16 protein-coding genes and 3 tRNA genes are annotated in these 18,412 nt (G+C 75.1%); 7 read left to right on the top strand and 12 right to left on the bottom strand.

All coding sequences use genetic code 11. From position 1 onward, the window contains the following. Window positions 1-42 precede the first annotated feature (42 nt). The 4 genes from DAA34_RS04625 to DAA34_RS04610 all read left to right on the top strand — a co-directional run bounded on the left by DAA34_RS04625 (window position 43) and on the right by DAA34_RS04610 (window position 1,500). Complete coding sequence (locus DAA34_RS04625) at window positions 43-1,107, top strand: PHP domain-containing protein (protein ID WP_106817811.1); 1,065 nt, start codon at window positions 43-45, stop codon at window positions 1,105-1,107. 110 nt (window positions 1,108-1,217) lie between these two features. Next, window positions 1,218-1,290 (top strand) — tRNA-Glu (locus tag DAA34_RS04620). A gap of 27 nt (window positions 1,291-1,317) precedes the next feature. After that, window positions 1,318-1,391: transfer RNA gene (locus DAA34_RS04615), tRNA-Asp, on the top strand. 35 nt (window positions 1,392-1,426) lie between these two features. Continuing rightward, window positions 1,427-1,500: transfer RNA gene (locus DAA34_RS04610), tRNA-Phe, on the top strand. A gap of 61 nt (window positions 1,501-1,561) precedes the next feature. Here the strand turns inward: DAA34_RS04610 and DAA34_RS04605 are convergent. After that, the gene (locus tag DAA34_RS04605) at window positions 1,562-1,807 is read right to left on the bottom strand and encodes a hypothetical protein (RefSeq protein WP_106817810.1); all 246 of its coding nucleotides are present in this window, start codon (window positions 1,805-1,807) and stop codon (window positions 1,562-1,564) included. Window positions 1,808-1,856: 49 nt separating this feature from the next. Next, window positions 1,857-2,351 (bottom strand): pyridoxamine 5'-phosphate oxidase family protein, encoded by a 495-nt coding sequence (locus DAA34_RS04600; protein ID WP_106817809.1) that lies wholly within the window; start codon window positions 2,349-2,351, stop codon window positions 1,857-1,859. Between the two features lie 117 nt (window positions 2,352-2,468). Between DAA34_RS04600 and DAA34_RS04595 the strand changes: the two genes are divergently transcribed. Together DAA34_RS04595 and DAA34_RS04590 are read left to right on the top strand one after the other, a co-directional pair. Then, a complete protein-coding gene (locus DAA34_RS04595; RefSeq protein WP_106817808.1) occupies window positions 2,469-3,206 on the top strand; it encodes a CPBP family intramembrane glutamic endopeptidase in 738 nt (245 codons plus the stop codon). 80 nt (window positions 3,207-3,286) lie between these two features. Then, window positions 3,287-4,285 (top strand): NAD(P)H-binding protein, encoded by a 999-nt coding sequence (locus DAA34_RS04590; RefSeq protein ID WP_106817807.1) that lies wholly within the window; start codon window positions 3,287-3,289, stop codon window positions 4,283-4,285. A 22-nt stretch (window positions 4,286-4,307) separates the two neighbouring features. Here DAA34_RS04590 and DAA34_RS04585 read toward each other — a convergent pair whose 3' ends face one another. The 10 genes from DAA34_RS04585 to DAA34_RS04540 form a co-directional block, all read right to left on the bottom strand. Continuing rightward, entirely contained in the window at window positions 4,308-6,689 is a 2,382-nt protein-coding gene (locus DAA34_RS04585) for a glycosyltransferase (protein ID WP_106817806.1), read from the bottom strand. Further along, a complete protein-coding gene (locus DAA34_RS04580; protein ID WP_106817805.1) occupies window positions 6,686-7,615 on the bottom strand; it encodes a WcbI family polysaccharide biosynthesis putative acetyltransferase in 930 nt (309 codons plus the stop codon). The genes DAA34_RS04585 and DAA34_RS04580 overlap by 4 nt, the downstream gene beginning before the upstream one ends. Then, complete coding sequence (locus tag DAA34_RS04575; protein ID WP_106817804.1) at window positions 7,612-8,709, bottom strand: glycosyltransferase family protein; 1,098 nt, start codon at window positions 8,707-8,709, stop codon at window positions 7,612-7,614. The genes DAA34_RS04580 and DAA34_RS04575 overlap by 4 nt, the downstream gene beginning before the upstream one ends. Continuing rightward, on the bottom strand, window positions 8,706-9,575 hold the full coding sequence (locus DAA34_RS04570; RefSeq protein ID WP_106817803.1) for a glycosyltransferase family 2 protein: 870 nt from the start codon (window positions 9,573-9,575) through the stop codon (window positions 8,706-8,708). Before DAA34_RS04570 ends, DAA34_RS04575 begins: the two co-directional genes overlap by 4 nt. Next, on the bottom strand, window positions 9,572-10,654 hold the full coding sequence (locus DAA34_RS04565) for a glycosyltransferase (protein WP_158707613.1): 1,083 nt from the start codon (window positions 10,652-10,654) through the stop codon (window positions 9,572-9,574). Before DAA34_RS04565 ends, DAA34_RS04570 begins: the two co-directional genes overlap by 4 nt. Continuing rightward, window positions 10,651-11,748 carry a glycosyltransferase gene (locus tag DAA34_RS04560; protein WP_106817801.1) on the bottom strand — a complete coding sequence of 366 codons (1,098 nt, stop codon included), beginning with the start codon at window positions 11,746-11,748 and terminating at the stop codon, window positions 10,651-10,653. Before DAA34_RS04560 ends, DAA34_RS04565 begins: the two co-directional genes overlap by 4 nt. Then, a complete protein-coding gene (locus tag DAA34_RS04555; RefSeq protein WP_106817800.1) occupies window positions 11,745-12,473 on the bottom strand; it encodes a glycosyltransferase in 729 nt (242 codons plus the stop codon). Before DAA34_RS04555 ends, DAA34_RS04560 begins: the two co-directional genes overlap by 4 nt. Then, complete coding sequence (locus DAA34_RS04550) at window positions 12,470-13,945, bottom strand: bifunctional PIG-L family deacetylase/class I SAM-dependent methyltransferase (RefSeq protein WP_106817799.1); 1,476 nt, start codon at window positions 13,943-13,945, stop codon at window positions 12,470-12,472. The genes DAA34_RS04555 and DAA34_RS04550 overlap by 4 nt, the downstream gene beginning before the upstream one ends. After that, window positions 13,942-14,946 (bottom strand): acyl-CoA dehydrogenase family protein, encoded by a 1,005-nt coding sequence (locus DAA34_RS04545; RefSeq protein WP_106817798.1) that lies wholly within the window; start codon window positions 14,944-14,946, stop codon window positions 13,942-13,944. The genes DAA34_RS04550 and DAA34_RS04545 overlap by 4 nt, the downstream gene beginning before the upstream one ends. A 157-nt stretch (window positions 14,947-15,103) precedes the next feature. After that, window positions 15,104-16,402 carry a serine/threonine-protein kinase gene (locus DAA34_RS04540; RefSeq protein WP_158707612.1) on the bottom strand — a complete coding sequence of 433 codons (1,299 nt, stop codon included), beginning with the start codon at window positions 16,400-16,402 and terminating at the stop codon, window positions 15,104-15,106. Between the two features lie 105 nt (window positions 16,403-16,507). Between DAA34_RS04540 and DAA34_RS04535 the strand changes: the two genes are divergently transcribed. Continuing rightward, on the top strand, window positions 16,508-18,361 hold the full coding sequence (locus DAA34_RS04535; RefSeq protein WP_106817796.1) for a glycosyltransferase family A protein: 1,854 nt from the start codon (window positions 16,508-16,510) through the stop codon (window positions 18,359-18,361). Window positions 18,362-18,412 lie beyond the last annotated feature (51 nt).

Genomic DNA, 18,412 nt, shown 5'->3' with positions numbered 1-18,412 from the left:
TGCGCGCGCAATTGCGGGAAGGGCGGGTGGGACAGTGGGGGCGTGCACGAGCTGACCCCGCTGACCGGCCCTGTCTCACCCGTCGAGGCGCTGCGGCGGATCGCCACGCTCATGGAGCGCCAGCGCGCCGGCAGCTACCGGATCGAGGCGTTCCGCTCCGCGATGGCAAGACTCGCCGGGCTCGACGAGGACGAGGTCGCCTCCCGCGCGAGCGCCGGCACGCTCACCGACCTTGAGGGAATCGGCGCCTCCACGGCGACGATCGTGCAGCAGGCGCTCGCCGGGGACCTCCCCGACCGGCTGCAGAAGCTCCAGGACGAGACGGCAGAGCCGCTCGCCGAGGGCGGGGCCGAGCTCTTCGCGGCCGTCGTCGGGGACTGCCACTCGCACTCGACGTGGTCCGACGGCGGCTCCCCCATCGAGGAGATGGTGCTCACCGCAGCCGAGCTCGGCCAGGACTGGCTCGTCCTCACCGACCACTCCCCCCGCCTCAGGGTCGCCAACGGGCTGAGCGCCGAGCGCCTGGCGAAGCAGATCGGCGTCGTCCGGGCGATCGACGGCAGCCTCGGCGACACCTTCCACCTGCTGACCGGGATCGAGGTCGACATCCTCGACGACGGCTCGCTCGACCAGACCGAGGCGATGCTCGGCCGGCTCGACCTCGTCACCGCGAGCGTCCACAGCAAGCTGAAGATGGAGCCGAGGGCGATGACCCGACGGATGGTCGCCGCGGTGAACGACCCGGCGACGGACGTCCTCGGGCACTGCACCGGACGGCTCGTCACCGGCGGACGCGGCACCCGCCCGGAGAGCCGGTTCGACGCCCGCGCGGTCTTCGAGGCGTGCCGGGACAACGAGGTCGCCGTCGAGATCAACAGCCGCCCCGAGCGGTGCGACCCGCCCGACGAGCTCATCGAGATGGCGCTGGAGATCGGGTGCCTGTTCGCCATCGACTCCGACGCGCACGCCCCCGGCCAGCTGGAGATGAAGCGGTACGGGTGCGAGCGCGCCGAACGGCACGGGATCGACCCCGACCGGATCGTCACGACGTGGGACCGGGAGCGGTTGCTCGCGTGGTCCCGTCGCCGCCGACCCGTCACGGACTGAGCGGGCCTCGATCCGGTTTGGCGGTGGGCCCCGCCACCCCGTATGCTCTGCGAGTCCTCGACGGATTCGTGTGCGCCTGCCGCACAGGCGAGGGTCCGGTCCAGTGACGGGTCCCCATCGTCTAGCGGCCTAGGACCCCGCCCTTTCACGGCGGTAGCACGGGTTCGAATCCCGTTGGGGATACGCAGTACCGGTCTTGTCACCGCACAAGGCCCCGTAGCGCAGTTGGTTAGCGCGCCGCCCTGTCACGGCGGAGGTCGCGGGTTCGAGTCCCGTCGGGGTCGCTCGTCATGTCGGGTCACCGCCCGGCCATGACACTGGCCAGGTAGCTCAGTTGGTACGAGCGTCCGACTGAAAATCGGAAGGTCGGCGGTTCGACCCCGCCCCTGGCCACCCACGACATGACGAAGGCCCCCACCGGATCATCCGGCGGGGGCCTTCGTCATCGGGTGGGTCAGCCCAGCAGCTCAGCGATGTCGACGTGGTCGCCCTCGCCGTCCACGAGGTGGCTGACGATCCGCTCACGGACGTCGTCGCTGATCTCGACGTCGGACTCGGACACGGCCTTGTCGAGCTCGGCGCGGACGGTCTCCTCGGTCGCGCCGTCCTGCCAGGACGTGACGCGGTCGACGACGGCCTGGAGGACCTCGGCGCGCGGGTCGGCGTCGTCCGGGGTGGTGTTCGTGGTGATCTCGCTCATGGGGTTGGCTCCTTCGGTCTGGGGGTGGTGCGGGGTCGGTGCGCCCGGCTCAGAGCCGGACCTGCTCGTTATCGCCCGGCTCGGGGCGGTTGCCGGTGACGGCGCCCTTGAGGATCGACAGCACGGTGCTCGCGCCGCCCGGGCTGTCCCAGTACTCCGCGCTCTCACCGTCGACGCGGATGAGGGCGACCTTCGGGTCGTCGACCTCGCACTGCAGCCACGCCTTCGTCCCGGCGTCCCACAGCTCACGCTTCTTGTCCATGTCATGGACGAGCTCGGCCGTGCCCGCGAGGGACACCCAGCTGCCGTCGGGGGTCCACGTCACGTTGACGCGCGGGTCGGCCTGGATCTCGGCCACCTTCGGCGACTGCCGGTCGGCGAAGAACCACACGTCCCCGTCGAACTCGACGTCCTGGGTGGCCATGGGACGGCTGACGATCCGGCCCTGCTCACCGATCGTCGTCAGCATCGCCGTGCGCTCACCCTCGACCAGCTCGCGGACCTTCGCCACCGCCTCGTCGCGGCTCGGGCTGTCGTGCGACATCGTGCGACTCCTTCGTCTCGGATCGCCGGCGCCATCGACGGCCGTGACCGCCGCGCCAGCCCGGCCAGTCTTGCACAAGGTTTGTCCAAACTGCCATCGACCCCCTACCCTCGACCCGTGATCAATCCGGTGACCGAGGTGCGCGCCTTCGTCGACGCCGCGTTGTTCCGGCCCGTCCCCCGAGACCACCAGCAGTCCGACGCCGCCTTCCGGTGGCGCCGCACCTGTGCGGCCGTCACCCTCCTCATCGGCGCTGCGCTGCTCGGCTGGTCCCTCCAGCTCCCGCCCGGCGACCCACGCTTCTACTGGGGCACCTTCGCCCTCGCCGCCGCCTGGGCCGTCGGGGCGGTGGCCTCGGGGCCCCTGCACCTGGGCCGGGGCTGGACCCGGCGCGGGTTCGCCCAGCAAGAGGGCGAGAACGTCCCCGTCGTCCAAGCCCTCGTCCTCGGGCTGCTCCTCCTGGGCCTCTTCCTCGCCGGGGCGGTCGTCGTCGCCCAGATCCCGTTCCTGCGCCGACCCGTCGAGGAGCTGCTCGACCACGCCAGCGTCGGGTCGTTCTGGCTCGTCCTCGTCATCACCGCGGTCAACGGGATCGCCGAGGAGCTCTACTTCCGGGGGGCCCTGTTCGCCGCGATCGGGCGTCGGCATCCCGTGGCGATCTCGACGATCGTCTACACCCTCGTCACCGCGACGAGCCTCATCCCGCTGCTCACCCTCGCCGGCGCGCTGCTCGGACTCGTCACGGGGCTCCAGCGCCGGGTCACCGGCGGCATCCTCGCCCCGACCATCACCCACCTCACGTGGTCGATCGGGATGCTCTTCCTCCTCCAACCCACGCTCGACGCCTTCGGCTGAGCACACCGTACGCCCCGGGTACCGATCGGCGCCCGCCCCATCCGACGCCCCGTCCGGGGCACGACCATCAGGAACCCCACATGCGCATCCTCGTCAGCGGCGCCAGCGGCTACGTCGGCGGTCGGCTCGTGCCGGCACTCCTCGACGCCGGGCACGACGTCGTGGCCACCTTCCGTGACACCTCCTCGGCCGACCGCTTCTGGTGGGCCGGCCACCCCCGCCTCGACGTCACGACCATGGACGTGCTCGAGGCCGCGACCGTCCGCCGCGCGCTCGACCAGTGCGACGCGGCCTACTACCTCATCCACGGCATGGACGGCGACGACTTCGTCGAGCGCGACCGCCTGTCGGCGAAGATCTTCGGGCAGGCCGCGGCCGACGCCTCGCTCGAGCGGATCGTCTACCTCTCCGGTCTCGTGCCGCAGGTGCCGGAGGACCAGCTGTCGCCGCACATCTCCTCGCGGCTCGAGGTCGAGCGCGTCCTCGGCGACTACGGCGTCCCGACGATCTCGCTGCGCGCAGCGATCCTCATCGGCAGCGGCTCGACGTCCTTCGAGATCGTCCGCCAGATCAGCGAGCGCCTGCCGATCCAGACGATCCCGACGTGGATGCGCTCCGACGTCCAGCCGATCGCCGTGACGGACGCGGTCGCCGCGCTCGTCGGCGCCCTCGACGCACCGGCCGTCACCCGCGCGTACGACATCGGCGGCCCCGAGCAGATGGCCTACAGCGCCCTCCTCGACATCTTCGCCGACGTCGCCGGCCTGCAGCGGCCGCAGATCTCCGTGCCCCTGCTGCCCTCGAAGCTCGTGGGGCTCATGGCGGGCAACCTCACCGACGTCCCCGGTCCCGTCGTCGAGGCGCTCGTGGAGTCGCTGCGGCACGACATGGTCTGCCACGAGGACGACTTCCGCACCGACCTCCTGCCGCCGGGCCACGAGATGGTGACGGTCAAGGACGCGATCCGCCGTGGTCTGGCCCGTCAGGTTCCCGGCACCCCGGAGGATGAGCTCGACCCGATGGGCCCGCTCCCGACCGACCCGGACTGGGCCGGCGGGTGGACCTCGCTCGCCCCCTGATCCGCAGACGACCGGGCCGGACTCACCAGTCGGCGGACCAGCCCCACGTCGCCTCGAGGGAGGGCACGCCGGGCTTGACCGGGCGCAGCCACGAGACGCGGACCGTCCCGGGCGGGGGCGCCGCCATGTTCGTCGAGCGGGTCCGACGCACCGTCATCTCGGCCGTGCCCTCGTCGCTGAGGTAGTGCCACTCACCGAGGTCGACCACCTGCTCCAGGGTCATGCCGACCAGCCGGGCCGCACCGTGAAGGACGACCTGCCACGGCGCCCGCTCGCAGATCCGCTGCGGCACCGGCCCGACGCGCACCCGCGGGTCCGACCACGGCCACGCGGTGATGGCGGCCTCGACGTCCGCGGGCGTCCCCCGCAACCACACCCGGGAGTCCGACCCCTCGAGCAGCTGAGCGCACACGAGCAGCGCGGTCGCGGGGTTCATCCCGGACACGTCCACCTCGGCGACGATCTCCGGCACGTCCCAGATGACACCCCGGGCGCGGGCCTGCCGGTCGGGCAGGATCGCCGCGAGCCGCAGGGACTCGGCGTTCTTCGTCCGCGCGCGGTGCTCCTCGTCGGACCGGCCCGCGAAGTCGGGGCCGTCGTGCCAGGCCACCGCGTCGGGCACGTGCCGGAACCTCGCCCCGGCCAGCCAGGCGCGGTGGGCGAGGTCCCAGTCCTCCCCGCCGTAGCCGACGAAGACGGGGTCGAAACCGTCGAGCTCGTCCAAGAGCGAGCGACGCACCGCCAGGACCGAGCTGATGACGTATCGGTAGGACCGGTCGTCGGCGGCCCGGAGGTCTTCGGTCTGCTCGTATCCCTGGGCCAACCACCGGGGCTCCGGCAGCAGCGGCACGCGCCGCACGACCTCGTCCGGATCCGGCGCGCCCCCGGCGACCGGGCTGGCGGGGGTGACCTGCCGCACGGAGATCCCGCGGAGGAAGGCCATCGTCTCCTCCACGTCCAGCCCGGCGAGATCGGCGTGCCGCCGCCGTCCGACGACGAGGTCGGCCTCGCCCGCGAGGATCGGGGTGACGATCGCCTCGACGAAGCCCGGCTCGGGGATCGTGTCGCCGTCGAGGAAGAGGACGACCCGCCCACCGGTCGCCGCAGCGCCGAGGTTGCGGGCGGCAGCGGCCCGGAAGCCACCGTCGTCCTGCCGGACGGTCGCCACGGGGTAGTCGTGCGAGCCGGTCACCGGCGGGACCGGCGAACCGTCGTCGGCGACGACGACCTCCATCTGCGACGCGGGCCACGCCTGGGCGTCGAGCGCGGCGAGGACCTTCTCGAGCCGCGCCTGGTCGTCGTACCACGGGATGACGACGCTGATGAGCGCCTCGCCGGTCTCGGTGACCTCGGCCAGCAGCATCCCCGCCTCCTCGCGCGAGGGCGAGAGCTCGACGTCCTCCGGCAGACGCGTGAGGTCGGGGTCGGTCAGCGCGCGACCGATCGCCCCGGAGATGTCCCGGACGATCGAGACGCACCCTGGCATCCGCTGCGCGGTCTCCAGCACCCACGGCCCGGGGGTGACGATCGGCACCCGCCCGGCCTCGATCCACGTCGTCACGGACGCCGACGCGGACACCGCGTGATGCGCAGCGACGGGCACGGTCACCCCGGCGAGGTGGCGGGGCAGGTCGTCGTCCTCGACGAACCCGGTGACGATCAGCTGGCGGCCCTGCTCGGCGGCCACGGCCTGCAGACGGGCAACGAGCGGCTCGTGCCCGGGTGTCACGGCACCGAGCGCGACGAATGCGACCGACGGGTCGATGTCGACCATCGCGTGCAGCACGTCGAGGTGCCCCTTGTCCGGGTAGATGTGCCCGAGGACGGCGACGCACGGCCCGTCCCACGGCAGCGCCGTCGTGGTGGCGGACGGTGTCGCGGTGGGGGCGGTGGTCGTCCCGGGGGCGGGCGCGCCGGGCTCGTCCGTCTCGTCCCAGCGGTCGAGCGGGAGCGGCACGACGACGCAGCGACGGGGGTCGGCGCCGCAGGAGGTGAGCAGCGATCGCTCGTGCTCGGAGGCGACGACGACGCTGCGGCACACCTGCGCGATCCGGCCGTAGGCGCGCCGGCGGCGCTCGTAGCGGGCGTGGTCGTCCTCGGGATGGGGAAGGTCGTGCAGCGAGGCGGTGAGGACCCGACCCTGGGCGAGCCGCTCGATCCGGTCCGCGGCGTCGGTCGCGTCCGACCCGAGGACGTTGTCGGTCACATGCAGGTGCAGCCGGGCGGGCAGGACGTCGGCAGCGAGGTCGTCGAGCGCCTCGAAGGACTCGAGCCGGACGACCGGGACCCCGGCCATCGCCTCCGTCGACAGGAGCTGCTCGGCGTGCCGGACGACCCCGTGGCTGCGGGGGCCGACGACGAGGTGGGTGACCCCCTCGCCCGCCGGGCGACCCGAGGCGTTCACGCGGACACCCCGAGCCCGGCGAGACGGTCCTTGACGATCGCGGCCACGGCCACGGACACCTCCGGATGCTGTCGATACCAGTCGAGCTGGGCGCGCCGCACGGTCTCGTCGGTGACCTCGATGCCGTCGATCGTCCACTCCGGACGGCGGCTGCCCTGCCCGAGGTCGAGCGCCTGCACCACATCCTCGCAGATGGGAGTGATGACTGCGCGGAGCAGGACGCGCCCGGGATCGGTGGCGCGCGCGCCCACCCCGAGCGCCTCCTCGATCCGGCGGGCGAGCCCCACGAGCACGGTGTTGCCGGGGTGGTTGACGGTGTGGCCGGCGTCGATCCCCGCGGGCCGGAGGAGGTCGGACACGGGGATCGCCCCGTGCTGCCGCTCGCGGCGGGCGAGCTCGGCGACGGACGCCTCGGCGATGGTGCGGATCCGCTCGACCGGCAGGGGCGTCGGGCGGGTGCCGGTGAGGTGCTCGGCAAGCGTGCGCAGGTCGTGGTACGGCACGGGCGAGGGCTCGACGACCCCCGGACCGTGGACCATCGCCTGGTACGGGTAGAGCCCCTGGTCGTGGATCGAGGGGACGACGACGACCCGCGCCCCGGACCGCAGCAGGGCGCGGACCTGGGCGGTGCCGATCGGCAGGCCGCGGTAGTCGTCGCGCACCGGTTGGACGACGAGGACGTCGAGGGCGGCGGCCGTGCGGACGAGGTCGGGCAGCTCCTCGGCCGTGATCTCGAAGACCGGGGGGAGACGGACGGTGCGGAAGGCCGCGTCCGGACCGTCGCCGAGGAGGACACGCAGGCTCTCGGCCTGACAGTTGCCCCACACGCCCAGGAGCGGGCGACCGTCGTCGGGCGGCAGGGGCTCGAGGCCGTGGAAGGCCGCACGGTGCCAGCGCCGGGGGTCCACCTCGGCCGCGGTGGTCACGGGGTCCTCCCGATCGCCCGGTGGATCTCGGCGTGGGCCGCGGCGACCTCCCGCCGCTGCTCGTCCCGCGCCGCCGCGGTCGCCTGCCACGGGGCGATCTCGGCGCCCGACCGGCGGTGCGCGTCGACGTCGCGCAGGGCACGCGTGACCGCGGCAGCGAACGCCCCGGGGACGGTGCCGTCGGCGGCGACGGCCGGGTGCTGGTCGGCGTAGCAACCGTGCGCCGGGACGACCGCGAGCACGCCGAGGTCGGCGCACAGCTCGAGCCAGCCGGAGTGCGTCCCGTGCGTGTACGGCAGGACGAGGACGTTCGTCGCGCCGAGCGCCTCGTGGACCTCCTCGTCCGACCACGGCGGGTGCGCGTCGACCCTCGCCAGCGGGTCGGTGGCGACGCGTTCGAGGAGCTGCGCGACCTCCGGGCGGTCCCCGTCCGGGGCGAGCACCCCGGGGTGGACGTCGACGACGAGCCGTGCCGGGACCTCGCTGGCACGGACCCCGGCGAGCACGGCCTCGACGATCGCCGGCTCGACGTTCGCGCGGAGGTCCTTGAGGACGACCCGGACGAGCAGCTCGCCCTCGCTGTCGCCCCACCGACCCTCGGCCTCCTCGATCCGGGCCAGCGGCGCCAGGTGCGGGTGCGGGAGGACGCGCGCCCGCACGCCCCACCGGTCGGCGATCCGCGCCGCCGCGCACCGGGTGAGGGTGAGCACGGCCGCCGCCGCGGGGACCAGGACGTCGAGCAGCGCGCGGTGGTGGTCCTGCTCGCGCAGGTGCGGGTTGTCGAGGTCGTGGACCGTGACCACGAGCGGGACGCCGGCGTCGGCGAGCGCGTCCACCCACGCCCTGGTCTGCTCGACGCTCAGGTGCTCTGCACCGAAGTGGAGGTGGACGACGTCCCACTCGTGCGCGTGCTCCCGGACGTGCCCGATCGAGAGCGCGGGGTGGGGCCACCACACGCCGGGGCCGGCCCCGGGCACGGGCGGGTCGGGCACGAGGTGCAGTCGAGGGTGGCCGAGCGCGGCCGCGACGTAGGGATGCCCCGCCGGGACCGACCGCACCCGGACGGGGTCGTCGACGCCACCGGGTGAGGTCACCGCAGCCCTCCCTCGCCGGGGTCGGCCAGGCGCAGCTCGTCGCTCGCCGGGCCGCCCCAACGGAGCACCCCGAGGGCGTCGAGGTCGCGCAGCCAGCCCTCCATCGGCCAGCGGCCCCAGCGGCGCCGGAAGACGTGGGCGTTGCGCACGATGTCCGCGGCGTGCTCGACCGGCGGCCGGGACACGGGGTGGAACTGGTGGTAGGCGTGCGCGCCCCCCACCCACACGAGGTCGACCCCCCGCTCGTGGGCCACCACGCCGAGGTCGGTGTCCTCGCCGCCGTAGCCGACGTACTCCTCGCAGAAGCCGCCGAGCTCCTCCCACGTCGCGGGGGTCAGCGCGACGCTGAGGGACCAGAAGAGCGCCGGGTCGCCGCCGGGGACGAGCTGCCCGTCCGGGGGGGCCGGACGGGCCGGGTGGGGGTCGGTGAGGTGCTCGAACGGGTCGGGTCCGCCCGGCGGGGCCGGGGCGGGGACGGCGGTGCCCTCGGGCAGGTAGGTCACCGGGCCGGCCAGGAGCGCCCGGTCGGTGCGGGCCGCCGCGTCGACGTACCGCCGCAGCAGGCGGGGCCCGGGCACGCAGTCCACGTCGAGGAGGACGATGAGGTCGGCACCCCCGTCGATCGCCTCGGCGACCCCGGCGTTGCGGGCCGCGGCGAGCGGCAGCCCCTCGGGGTGGGCGGGCATCGTGACGACGTCGGGTCCGCACCGCTGCGCGAGGACCGGGTCGTCCATCGCGACGACGACGTGCCGGACGCCGGGCGCGACGACCGCCAGGTGGCGCCGCTGGTGCTCCAGGTGCGCGTGCCGCCCGTGGGCGATCGTCACGACGGCGGGGTTCTCCGCGCGGCTGGTCGGGCCGGTCATCGGGTGCCTCCGGCCGGCGGCCCCGGTCGGGCCACCACGTCGAGGATCGCGGCGGCCGCCCGGTCGGCCGCGCCGTCGGCGCACCAGCGGGCGCCGAGCGGGTCGGTGGTGAGCGCGCGGTCGACGAGGGCGGCCCAGTCGGTGCTGCGATCCCGCCCGGTCGGGGCGACGGGGGCCCAGGCGAGCGCGTCGAGCGCCCGGCCGGTCGCGGCCTGCTCCCCGTGCGGGCGCGGCTGGGGCACGACGACGGCCGGCACGCCGGCGACGGCGACATCGGCGAGAGCGCCGAGACCCGCGTGGGTGACGGCGACCTCCGCCTCGGCGAGGGCCTGCGCCAGCTCGGGCCGGCCGAGCGAGCCGTCGAGCTCTCGCCAGTCGACCCGGGGGGTCGCGCCGCGGAGGTCGTCGACGAGCCCGGGATCGTCGAAGCCGTCGCGTCCGGCTAGCACCACCCCGCGCCGGGGGCGCGGCGCCCCACCGGGCACCTCGCGGCGACGCGGTCGCGCGGGCAGTGCGGAGATCCCGCCCGTGTGCTGGACGGGAGGCGCGTCGCCGATCAGGTGCGGGGCCGCGCCGGCCTCGGTGAGTCCGATCGGCCACGGCGCGAGGATCGCGCTCGCTGCCGCGCGCCCGGCCCGGTGCGGGGCGTCGAGGCGGTCCCCCGGCTGGGTGACGACGACGACGGGCACTCCCAGGAGCCGGACGAGCAGGGTCACCTCGACGGAGACGTCGACGACGACGACGTCCGGGGCGGCGGTGGCGACCCACGCCGCGAGCGCGGCGGCCCGGTCGCGGTACCCCCGGTGGTGCAGCGGCGCCCAATGGAGCAGACCGCCGGCCGTCGGGTCGGCGTCCGCGGGCAGGCCCCCCGGCGCGCCATCGTCCGCGAGCGCGACCACGGCATGCCCGTCGGCGTGCAGGGCCGGGTCGGCCAGCCGGCTCCCGAGGAAGGTGACCGCAGCGCCGCGCCGCGCGAGCGCACGTCCGATCGCCCCTGCCCGGGCCGCGTGACCGCCGCCGGCATGGTGGACGTAATACCCGACGCGGGCACCGCCGGGTGACGCCGCGTCCCCGATCACGAGGTCGTCTCCTCGTACAGGTCCTCGTGGGCGTCGAGCATCGCCTCGATCCCGCACCGGGTGACCGCGGCGTCTCGCACGAGCCGCCGGTCGGGTGCCTGCGGCCCGGTGAGCGTCCGGATGGCTTCCGCGAGCGCGGTGACCGCCTCGTCCTCGGGAACGTCCGGGCCGCCGACGAGCAGCCCGCCCGCTCCCCCGACGACCTCGGGCAGCCCGCCGCGGGCGAGTCCCGCGACGGGGGTGCCGCACATCATCGCCTCGGCCGCGACGAGCCCGTACGGCTCGTCCCAGCGGGGGGTGACGAGGGAGACCGCGCTCGACCCGATGATCTCGGCCGACCTCACGTGGTCGAGCGGGCCGAGCACCTCGACGTCGGCACCCTTCAGCAGCGGCTGCACGTCCCGCTCCCAGTACTCGCGGTCGTGGATCGGACCGACGATCCGCAGCCCCACGCCGGCCGACCGCGCGGCGCGTACGGCGAGGTCGAGGCCCTTCTCGGGGGTGATCCGGCCGACCCACACCGCGCTCGTCCCACCCTCACCGAGGGGGAAGCGTCGCGGGTCGACCCCGTTGGGGATGACGGTCAGTGCCGCGGGCGCGAGCGTCGTCCAGCACCGGGCGAGAGCGCCGCTCACGGCGACGAACCGGGCCCGCTCGCCCGCGAGATGCGCGCCGAGCTCCGTCCACGGGAACGGCGGGGTGTGCAGCGTCGTCACGGTCGGCGCACCGACGACCCGAAGGACCGCGGGGGCGAGGGTGAGCGGAAGGTGGTGCAGCGAGTGGTTGTGGACGATGTCGACGGGGTCGCTCGCGAGGAGGTGGCCCATGACGCCGCTGTACGCCTGGTGGTCGCGCAGGAAGTCCGGTTCCGGCAGGTGGGGGTCGATCGCGGCGACGGCGCTGAGCTCTGGGAGCGCCTCGTGCTCGACGACCTCGTCGGCCAGACCCGGGCTCGTCCCGCGCGCGGCGTAGAGCCGGACGGTGTGGCCGCGCTCCCGCAGGCCGGTGACGAGCGCCGCGGTCGCCGACTCCTGTCCCCCGGCGAAGGGCTCGACGACGGGGTGTCGGCTCGGTCCGACGACGGCGATCCTCATGCGCCGGCCTGCGGCGCCGTGGCGGGCGTCAGCGCCGGCGCGAGGCCGGCGAGGTAGTCGGCGAACCCGCCGCGGGCGCGGCCGGCGGCCCGACCGCTGGTGAGGACGCGGGTGCGATCGGTGGCGATCCACCGGTCGGTCCGTTCGCGCAGCCGTTCGACGAGCTCGACGTCCTCGTGCACCGCCTGCTGGCGGAAGCCACCCACCGCGAGGTAGGCGCTCCCGCGGAAGCCGAGGTTGGCTCCGTGGACGTGCGGGTGGCCCTCGGTCAGGTGGTGTTCCGCGTGCCAACGGGCCCTCACGAGCGGGTCGGCCATGTCATCGGGCTCGACGGTGCCGACGACGAGGTCCATCCCGGCGTCGGCGAGGTCGACCATCTCGGTGAGCCAGCGCAGCGGGACCCGGGAGTCGCCGTCCGTCGTCGCGACCCACACCCGGTCTGGGGGCACGCCGGCCCCCGTGGCCTGGTCCAGACCGGCACGCACCCCGGCGGACCGGGTCGCCCCGACGTTGCCGTGGTCGACGAAGAGCCGCGTCACCCCCTCGCGGCGGGCGATCCGGGGCGAGGCGTCCGTGCACCGGTCGAGGACCGCGAGGACGCGCAGGGCGACCTTGGGGTGCGTCAGTCGCAGGTGGCGTCCGGCGAGGTCGAGGCTGGCCAGGCACGCGCCGAGCAGGTCCTCCTCGTCGTGGACGGGCACGACGACGGTGACGAGGCGGATCATCGGCGCCCCTCCTCGCGGGCGAGGGACTCCGGGCCGCCGAGGACCTCGATGAGGACGTCGCCGTCCCGGAAGCTCGACCGGACCGGCAGACCGAGCGCGGCACGGGCCTGGGCGTGGACGGCGGGACCGTCGAGCGGGAGGTCCCGGACGGGGTGCTGCCAGTGGCACAGGACGACCTCGCCGTCGGCGGCGAGCAACCGGGACAGGCCGCGCAGGGTCGCGAGCCACTCGGACCCGGTGAGGAAGTACCCGACCTCGGACAGGACGACGACGTCGTACGGGGCGCCGCCGGTCACCACCGGGTCGCCGAGGACGCCTGGCGCATGGCCCTCGACCCAGGTCACGCCGGGCAGGTCGCGCCGCCGGGCCACCTCGAGCGCGGGAGCGCTCACGTCGACCGCGACGACCGCGTCCGAGCGCGGGGCGAGCTCCCGGGTGAGTACCCCGGTCGCGCAACCGATCTCGAGCACGCGACCGAGCCGGTCCCGGGTCGGCGCCGCGAGGGTGAGCGCGCGCTTGCGCCGTTCGTAGAAGGAGTCCTCGACCCCCCACGGGTCCTCGTTGCCGTCGTCGAACATCGCGTCGAGCCGCCGGACGCGGCCCGCGCGGTCAAGCGCACCGGACGGCTCGACCGCGCCCAGGAGCGCGTCGCGGGCCCCGGGCCGGTCCTCGACGACGAGCGTCTCGACGACCCGCTCGACGCGCTCGCGCAGCCGCGGCCCGACGAGCGGTTCCGCACCGACCCCGAGCCCCACGACCTGGCTGCGGTGGGCGCCGAGGGCCCGGGTGCGGGCGTGGCGGGCCGCGTTCGGGACGTCGAGCGCGACACAACGCTCCCACGGCAGCTCCTGCGGCGATCCCCACAGCCACGCCCAGATGGGCGCGGCGAGCAGGGTGGTGCGCTCCCGGTGCGGGTCGGACCGGTCGAGGGCGTCCCGGGTGGCGGCGTGGGCGGCCGCGTGGTCGCTGTGGCCGTCCGCGTCGTACGTCGTGACGAGGAGGATCCGCCCCGTCATCCCGTGGACGACCTCCGCAACCACGTCGGCCAGGGCGAGGCTGTGGTCGGCGAGGTGCTCGTCGGGCAGGTCGAGACGTCGGAGGCGGGCGCCCGGGTGAAGCGCGGCGCAGGCATCGCTCACCTCCTGGGCCCGGAGGGCCGCGACGGGCTCGCCGCGCCACGGTGAGCCCTTCGGCGCGCCGTGGGCGCCGTCGGTCGCGACGACGACGGTCGTCGGGAGCCCGACCAGCCCAGCGGCGGCGAGGGTCGCGCCCGGACCGACGGTCTCGTCGTCCGGGTGGGCGACGACGACGACGAGGGCGTCGAAGCGCTGCAGCAGGGCCACCACGCCGACGACGGGGACCTCGTCCCAGGCGTCGTCGAGCAACCAGGTCGACTCGCTCGTGCCGAGGTCGGTGTGGTGGAAGCGCGCCATCGAGCCGTCGGCGGGCGGCGCGCCCGCGCGGTCGGTCATGCCACGCACCCTCCGGCGAGGACCGCCTCACCGAGCCGGGCGGTGTCCCGCTCCGCGTGGTGCTGGCGCACGTAGACGGTGAGGTCCGCGACGCGGCGTGCGTGCTCCTCGTCGCCCGTCAGCGGCCCGGGCCCGAGGGCGTGGCCGACGACCTCGATCACCGTCTCGACCCCGCGCGCCACCGCGCCGCGCACCCGGAGCGCCAGGAGCCGACCGTCCTCCCCTGTCGCCTCGCCGCGCTCGATGCGGGCGGCGGCGTCGAGGAGCACCAGGCCCGCCCCGTGGAGCACCTCGTCGACTCGGCCGACGTGCAGGTGGGCGATCTGGTCCGGCGTCCGCCGCGGTGCCGCGGACACGAGAGAGGCGACGAGGCGGTCCGCGAGCGCGCGCGCCCCGCCGAACCACACGGCGGCGACACCGATCCCGCCCCAGGCGAAGCCGGGGCGGTCGAGGTAGAAACCCGGACCGCCGACGGGTTCGGCGGGCACGGCGTCGTACCTCGTCGACCCCGAGCGGACGGCGGCCAGCCCTCGGGACGGCCAAGGCTCGTCGCCGCGGCTCACGCCGGGGTGGCCCAGGTCGACGTCGAAGGCCCGGCCGTGGCCGTCGGGCCCGGTGGCGGTGACCACGGCGCGGTCGAGGACGTCGGCCAGCGAGCACCACGGCTTCGAGCCCGTGAGCACCCACCCGCCGGCCTCGGGAGTCGCGCTCAGCCGGTGGCCGGGGGCGTGCGCGGCCCACACCCCGCGGGAGGCGTCGTCACCGGCCTGGCCGGCCTCGGCGCGGATCGAGAGGGCGTCGAGGTGCGGCTCGACGACCCGGGCGCAGGTGAGGTCGCCGTGGCCGAGGGAGGCCAGGAGGGTGAGCCGCCCGGTGGCGTCGCCAGGCAGGTCGGCGGCGTGCTCCACCCCGAGCCGACGGGCCAGGTCGAGCGCGGCGGGGACGTCCGTACCGACGGCGCGGGCCGCGGCGGACAGGACAGGGTCGATGAGCTCGCGCACCTCGGCTCCTCCCGCCGTCGACGACGGGCCCACGGACGGGGCCTGGCTCTTTTACACACCTGACGCTTCCCGCGAATAGAGAGGGGTAGTTGCCCGTGGTCGCGGCGACAAAGAAACAACACTAGATCCGCGACACGACCAGGCACCTCGCGCTCACTCAGTAGACNGACGTGGGCGGGGCCGAGGGGGTCGTCGGCGGGGTCGTCGTGGGTGGTGGTGTCGAGCTCGACGTCGGCGTGCTGGTGGACGGGGGCGCCTGGGTCGTCGTCTGCGGCGGCGGCGTGGACGAGGGCTGCTGCGAGGTCGCCGGCGGGGTCGAGCTCGACGGGGTCGTCGTCCTCGTCCGCGTCGTCGTCACCGGCGAGCGGGGCTCGTCGTCCCGGTCCGCGAGGAGGAACCACGCGAGGGCTGCGAGGGTCGCGAGGAGGAGCAGGCCGACCACCCACGGCAGGGCGCTCCCCCGGCGGGCCGGCGGGACGGGGCGCCGAACCGGCACGGGGGCGGGTGCCGGCGCCGCGGGCACGGGAGCGGCGGGCCGTACCGGCTGGCGTGCGGCGGGCATGACCCGGGTCGAGTCGGCCGCGTCGAGTCGCTCCGTCGGCGCCGCGTCGGCGACCAGCGGCACGCTCGCACCGCGCACGCCCTCGCGGAGGCGGGCGACGACCGCCGAGGCGTCGGCGGGCCGGTCCGCCGGATCCTTGGCGAGCAGCGCGTCGACGAGGTCGGAGTACCAGGCGGGGGTGCCCGGCGCGACCTCCGTCAGCGGCGTCGGCTCGTCGTTCACCTGGCGCAGGAGGGTCGCCATCGGGGTCGCACCGTTCAGCGGCGGCTCGCCCGCGACCATCTGGTAGGCGACGCAGCCGAGCGCGTAGAGGTCGGAGCGGGCGTCCACCGCCTCGCCACGGGCGTGCTCGGGCGACATGTAGTCCGGTGACCCGACGACCTCCTGCGCCGCCGTGAGCTGGGTGGAGGTCGCCTCGTCGACGATCCGGGTGATGCCGAAGTCGAGGACGCGCACCCGGCCGGTGGGCCCGACGACGATGTTCGAGGGCTTGACGTCCCGGTGCACGACCCCGCGGGCGTGGGCGGCGGCGAGCGCCTCGGCGACCTGCCGGGCGACGTCGGCCGCCTGCGGGACCGTGAGGGTGCCCCGCTCGCGCAGCAGGTCCGCGAGCGTCGGGTCGGACAGCAGCTCCATGACGAGGTAGCCGGTCTCGCCCTCGACGCCGAAGTCGTGGACCGTGACGATGTTCGGGTGGGCCAGGCTCGCCGTCACCTGCGCCTCGCGGGTGAAGCGATCCCCGACCGTCGCGTCGTGGGCCTCGGACAGGTCGACCGTCTTGATCGCGACGTCGCGCCCGAGGCGCTCGTCGTGGGCGCGGCGCACCGTCCCCATCCCCCCACGCCCGAGGACCTCTCCGAGGCGGTACCGGCCGGCGATCGTCGTCTCGTCCATGCGGGCCATCCTCCCGCGAACGCCCGTGCGGGTGAAACCACCGCGGACCGCCCCTCCGCCGCGCCCCCGCCGCGCGGCCCCTCGCGCGTGGAACACTGGCGACCCGTGAGCATCCCGTCGTCGCCCAAGGACCTTGCCCGTCGCCTCGCCGCCGCGGGGCGCGCCGGTGCCCAGGCGTTCCGCGGCGAGGAGCGCGCGTCCACCCCGCCCGGGACGACGCCGAAGGCCTCGCCGGTCCAGGCGCCGACCCCGACGGCGTCGGACGCCACGACCCGCGCGAGCGCGCCGACCCGCGCCCCCGAGACCGACGTCCGCGTCGCTGCCGCGACCTCCCCGCGGCTCGCCGAGCTCCTCGCCCCGGAGTGGGACCAGACGACGCTCGACCGGCGGACCTGGCGCACGGACCTCGCGCAGGCCGAGATGGTGCTCCTGGAGTCCGCCGGCGGAGAGGTCACCGGCTGGCTCGGGGCGGACGCGGAGCTCACCGGCGTCGTCGAGCAGTCCGTCGCCCAGGGCATCCCCGTCCTCGTGTGGCTCACCGCGGGCCCGGTCCCGGACACGGGCTGGCTGCGCGCCGCGACCGCCGTCGGGGCGACCACCGGGAGCCTGCGGGACGAGGCGGTGGCCCTGCTCGGCCGGGAGGTCGCGCTCTGGCACCCGTTCGGCCAGCCCCGCCTGTCCGGGCTCGACGACGACACCCCGACGACGACCCGGCGGACCACCGGCGCCCTCGTCGTCGTCGACGGGCTCGCCGACGTCGACGACCCGGCAGTGCTCGACGAGGTGATCGCCCCCGCCCTCTCGAAGCTCCCCGCGAGGCAGACCCCCGTCGCACGGGTCGCCGGGAAGTCGTCGACGACGACGCTCCCGCCGCTGCTCGGCGAGCGGCAGGTCGAGTACGGCTCGTGGGACTCGGTGCGCGCCCGGATCCCCGACGCGGCCGTGCTGCTCGACCTCACCGGTTCCTGCCCCGCCGCGGTGTGGACGACGCTGCACGCGGCGACGAGCCGCACGCCGGTCGTCGGGACCGACGGCCTCCTCCCGCGGCGGGAGGACGACCGGCTGCCGGCCGAGCTCGAGACCCTGATCACCCGGCGCGACGACCAGCGCGAGCTGCGCAGCGAGCTCATCGCCCGCATCGAGCAGGCCGAGCTGCGTGACCGGGAGGGGCTGCGCCTGCAGCGCGCGGTGCTCCACGGCCACAGCGCCGCCGACCGGGTCGACGCGCTCCTGGCCGCCGCCGGGCGACCGGCCCCGCAGCGCGACCGCAGCGTCTCGGCGATCGTGCCGACGAACCGCACGCACGAGCTGGACAACGTCCTGGCGAACGTCGGCCGTCAGAGCCACGACGACCTCGAGCTCGTCCTGGTCCTCCACGGGGTCGAGCCCGACGAGAACGACCTGCGGGCCCGTGCGGCCGACCAGGGGATCGAGCGCCTGGAGATCGTCCGCGCCGACCCCTCCCTCACGCTCGGCGCGTGCATGAACCTCGGCGTCGACCGGTCCGCGGGCCGGTACGTCGCGAAGATGGACGACGACAACTTCTACGGCGAGCACTACCTGGCCGACCTGCTCGACTGCTTCCGGTACACCGATGCCGGCATCGTCGGGAAGTGGGCGCACTACGTGTGGCTGCGGTCCAGCGGCGCCGTCGTCCTGCGCTACTTCGACTCGGAGAACCGCTACGAGCGCCGCGTCCAGGGCGGCTCGATGCTCTTCGAGGGCGACGTCGTCCGATCCGTCCGGTTCAGCGACATCCCGCGCGCGGTCGACTCCGACATCCTCGACCGGTCGATGGCCGAGGGCGTGAAGGTCTACTCCGGGGACCGCTACAACTACGTCTCCATCCGTGGTAGCGACCGGCACGCGCACACGTGGACGGTGTCCGACGCGACGTTCATGACGGCCACCGGCCGCCTGCTGTTCCACGGCGACCCGCGCGACCACGTCAGCATCTGACGACCGAGACCGAGCGACCGACGACCCCGGGGCGACCGCCCCGACGAGAGG

This window comes from Janibacter massiliensis (assembly GCF_900289115.1).
GTDB classification, from domain to species: domain Bacteria; phylum Actinomycetota; class Actinomycetes; order Actinomycetales; family Dermatophilaceae; genus Janibacter_A; species Janibacter_A massiliensis.
The sequence above is the reverse complement of the archived record's forward strand: the minus strand, read 5'-3'. Positions and strand labels throughout refer to the sequence as shown.